General features: G+C 42.5%; 4 protein-coding genes. All 4 read left to right on the plus strand.

What is annotated here, in order from left to right; genetic code table 11:
- Window positions 1-246: 246 nt before the first annotated feature.
- The 4 genes from DFP97_RS30075 (at window position 247) to DFP97_RS30090 (ending at window position 3,352) form a co-directional block, all read left to right on the plus strand.
- Window positions 247-1,122: a YwqG family protein gene (locus DFP97_RS30075; protein WP_114384330.1), complete on the plus strand. Its 876-nt coding sequence runs from the start codon at window positions 247-249 to the stop codon at window positions 1,120-1,122.
- A 192-nt stretch (window positions 1,123-1,314) separates the two neighbouring features.
- Window positions 1,315-1,662 carry a VOC family protein gene (locus tag DFP97_RS30080; RefSeq protein ID WP_220271208.1) on the plus strand — a complete coding sequence of 116 codons (348 nt, stop codon included), beginning with the start codon at window positions 1,315-1,317 and terminating at the stop codon, window positions 1,660-1,662.
- Window positions 1,663-1,829: 167 nt separating this feature from the next.
- Window positions 1,830-2,258 carry a 3-hydroxyacyl-ACP dehydratase FabZ gene (gene fabZ, locus DFP97_RS30085; RefSeq protein ID WP_114384331.1) on the plus strand — a complete coding sequence of 143 codons (429 nt, stop codon included), beginning with the start codon at window positions 1,830-1,832 and terminating at the stop codon, window positions 2,256-2,258.
- A 212-nt stretch (window positions 2,259-2,470) separates the two neighbouring features.
- The gene (locus DFP97_RS30090) at window positions 2,471-3,352 is read left to right on the plus strand and encodes an AraC family transcriptional regulator (protein WP_114384332.1); all 882 of its coding nucleotides are present in this window, start codon (window positions 2,471-2,473) and stop codon (window positions 3,350-3,352) included.
- Window positions 3,353-3,735 lie beyond the last annotated feature (383 nt).

A 3,735-nucleotide genomic window follows, 5' to 3' on the forward strand; every position in this document is an offset into this window, starting at 1 on the left:
TAGGAGTTTTTATTACAGCCAGTGAGCGTGAGCATACCGAAGAAAATCAAAAGTGACAGTAAGTCACTTAAAAACGACAAATGAAATAAATACCTGTTTGATGCGAATAACCCCCTTGAGAGGGGATTAAGCTATTGGGTACGTTAGCGCAACGAGGCACTCCCTACACACTATAAGATTAGCAGCCATGGACAAAACACAGAATGTGCATGGACGAATTAAAATATCTTTTGAAGGAGCTTTACGATGAGTAAAGAAGCGATTATTCAACTGCTTGAGCAAGCAGGGCTTGAACAATATAAGCAGGCGATTGCCTTCTGGATTTATTCAACAGCCCAACTTATCCTAGAGCCTGTACCTGATGTTTCGATCCCTATTGGAAGCAGCAAAGTTGGCGGCAATCCGGATCTTCCCGAAGAAGTGGAATGGCCCAGGTGGAAGAATGATGAGATGACTTTCATCGCTCAGATTAACCTGGCGGAATGTCCCTCGGAGCTTTCTCTTCCACAGAGTGGTCTTCTATCCTTTTTCTATGCTGTACAATCCATGTTCAAGGATGAATATTTTTTTGGCGATCCTGATACTTGCCGCGTCATCTATACGGGTACTGATCGGCTCGATCATATTTCACGCAGGAATACACCTGGCCGTCTAAAAGAAGAAGCACGGATGAGGTCTAATCGGGTTTCGTTTATCCCCGAGCTATCTGTACCGGCCTCGGAGTCTGCCTTTCTGGAAAGCTTGGGGCTTGGCTGGAATGGCAACCGGAAGGATTTCAATAAATACTGGGAGGTATTCTTGTCAGAGTTCGGAAAGCAATGGGAAAGAGAGGGGTATATTAATCGTCTCATGGGGCATCCCGATCAAATTCAGGGTGATATGCAGGTCCGTTGTGAGATGACATACGGGGGACACACCTGGGACCTTATGGAAAAGCCGGAAGTACGCAAGCAAATCGTGGACTCGGCTGTGAAGTGGCGCATGCTACTGCAAATCGATTCAGAGGAAGACAAGACAGGGATCATGTGGGGAGACGTAGGCCGGATTTATTATTGGATCCATGAGAATGATCTTAAGGCGCTGCGCTTTGATCGGGTGATTTGCGAGATGCAGTGTACTTAATTATTCCTATTGATTGAACTAAAGGGTACGATAGCGTGGTAAAGATCAAAGGAGCAAGCGCCGCGGCAGCGTTTGCTCCTTTTGTTGAAGTAATTGGCAGTAGAATCGAAAGGGATGTGAAGAAATGATTGATTTAGTACCAGAGTTACTTGTGAAAAATATTGAAAAAAGTCTTATTTTTTGGTGTGATACATGTTATTTCAAATACGCTATGAACGATTAGAAGAAGGGTTTGCTTATATAGAGAAAAGAAATGCACAATTGATGTTAGAAGAAATCGGTAGATCAAGGAATTGGATAACAGATGAGCTTACTTATCCATTTGGACGAGGCATTAATTTTCAAATTACTGTAGATTCAATTGCACTAATTTATGATAATTTATGTACGCAAAACTATCCGATTTTTATGGAACCAGAAGTAAAATGGTATCGTAAAACAGATGCAGAGGTTGGAGTAAAGCAATTTTTAGTACAAGACCCTGATGGCTATTTAATTCGATTTTCTGAGTATTTAGGTGAGCGTGCAATAGTGCTGTAAATTTGAAAAATTCCGCTAACGGGTACGATAGCTGATAAAGACACGACGGCAGCCGGCCTGAACGATCGGCTGCTTTTTTCGGTGAAGTAAAGACAGATCAGTTTAATTATGGCCGATCTTTCCAAGTAGCGATAAAATGGTAATAAACCAATCAGAGGAGGCAATCCATGCTAGATATCAATAGAATTAAAGAGGTTATTCCACATAGAAGCCCATTTCTTTTGGTCGATAAAATTTCGGAAATTGTTGAGGGAAAGAAAGCAGTTGGAATTAAAAATGTGACCTTCAATGAACCTTATTTCCTTGGTCACTTTCCCGACTATCCCGTCATGCCTGGAGTCTTAATTGTAGAAGCACTAGCACAAGTGGGTGGAATTGTTATGTCCAATGGAGAGAGCAGTAATCATAAGATAGGTTTATTGACTAGTATTGATAATTGTCGCTTTAAAAGGCAAGTAAAACCGGGAGATCAACTCCATCTTGTATTCGATGTGACTCGAATCAAGGGACAGATAGTCAAAGGAAAAGGCGTCGCCACGGTAAACAATGAATTAGTTTGTGAAGCTGAAATAATGTTCGCATTCAGTTCGATTTAGGCTTTAAGCTCCAATGGAAGAACGCAATTAATTCCATAATCTGTGGTGTAAAGAAAGGCCATCCCGCAAAGGATGGCCTTAAAAACTTGTCATTACAGACAGCACGGTGAACCTTAATTAACGGCAAGTTTTTTCAGACAAAACGAAGCACTTTCGAACAGGAATTCATTCAGCGGTTCTTCTAAACTGAAAAAGAGAGGAGATGAGAAATAGTGGAGGCGCTTCGATTACTTCGGCAAGCGATTGATTACGTGGAAGAGCATCTGCACACGGACATCGAGATCGACGATATTGCTAGGGCTGCGATGTCATCGAAGTATCATTTTCAGCGGATGTTCCATGCATTGACGGGCTTTACAGTAACCGAATATGTACGCAACCGTCGTCTTACGCTTGCGGCGGAAGAGTTAGCCGGAACGGATAGTAAGGTCATCGATATTGCACTGAAGTATGGTTATGAGAGTCCAGAAGCATTCGCCAAAGCATTTCAACGGATGCATGGCGTGTCGCCGCTTGCGGCAAAGAAAAAGAATGTGAAGCTCAAAGCGTTTCCCCGAATCTCCTTTCAAATTCAGATTAAAGGGGAAACCGAAATGAACTATCGCATTGTAGAGGAAAAGGCTTCAACAGTAGTCGGCAAGGACGTCATCATCAAGAAAGACCCTTTCACGGAGATACCGGCTTTCGTGGAGGGAATTTGGAAGAATGGCACGCATGACCGGATTAACGAGGCCGTTGGCAGACCTGTGGGTTCTCTGTTAAACGGATATTACTTTGATTATAGCGAGGATGGTACTAGGCGCTATATGATGGGTGTCGAGCTGCCGGAAGGAAAAGAAGTCCCAGATGGGCTAATCACCCTTCATGTCCCTAATCAAAGCTATGCGGTGTTCGAAAGTCGAGAATCGATTCCGGATGACGTGGAGATCGGGTTAGAAATCCAAAATGTCTGGAGACGAATTTATTCGGAATGGTTCCCATCTTCAAATTTTGAACAGGTGGAGGGATTGTGTATGGAGAAGTACTTTTGGGCAAATGACAGTCACACCGAATCTATTTGTGAAGTATGGATCCCGGTTAGAAGAAAGGCATAATTCTAATTTTAGGTCCGCCATTTTGGCTGCCTTTTATTATACAGAGAAAACTTGCCTAAGATTACAACTGGGGTTATCAAGCGATATGACTAATTGCGGAAAAAGATGATTCATTGAAGTAACGGGTACGATAGTGGAGCAAGCTGCCGCTGTGCAGATGCTCCATTTTTTCACTCAACTACCATGAAAATTCATATCGCAGGTGACTAATAAAAAAGGCAAAACTAAAGAGAGACGCAGTTCGTTAATTTTTTAAAAAGTACAGCGCCTAATTAAATCAATATTACATTAGGTGAATTAAGGGTTAGGAAACTTCTGAAATGGTAACGGCAAACCCTAAGCTTTCTAGTCTTCGAACCGAATTGCGTACAACTGCTGCTTGC

It is taken from the genome of Paenibacillus prosopidis, assembly GCF_003337375.1.
Lineage (GTDB): Bacteria > Bacillota > Bacilli > Paenibacillales > Paenibacillaceae > Pristimantibacillus > Pristimantibacillus prosopidis.

Excerpts from the sequence above, each read along its gene's own strand:
- fabZ (WP_114384331.1), top strand. The coding sequence starts at position 1,830 with ATGCTAGATATCAATAGAATTAAAGAGGTTATTCCACATAGAAGCCCA.
- DFP97_RS30075 (WP_114384330.1), top strand. The coding sequence starts at position 247 with ATGAGTAAAGAAGCGATTATTCAACTGCTTGAGCAAGCAGGGCTTGAA.
- DFP97_RS30080 (WP_220271208.1), top strand. The coding sequence starts at position 1,315 with ATGTTATTTCAAATACGCTATGAACGATTAGAAGAAGGGTTTGCTTAT.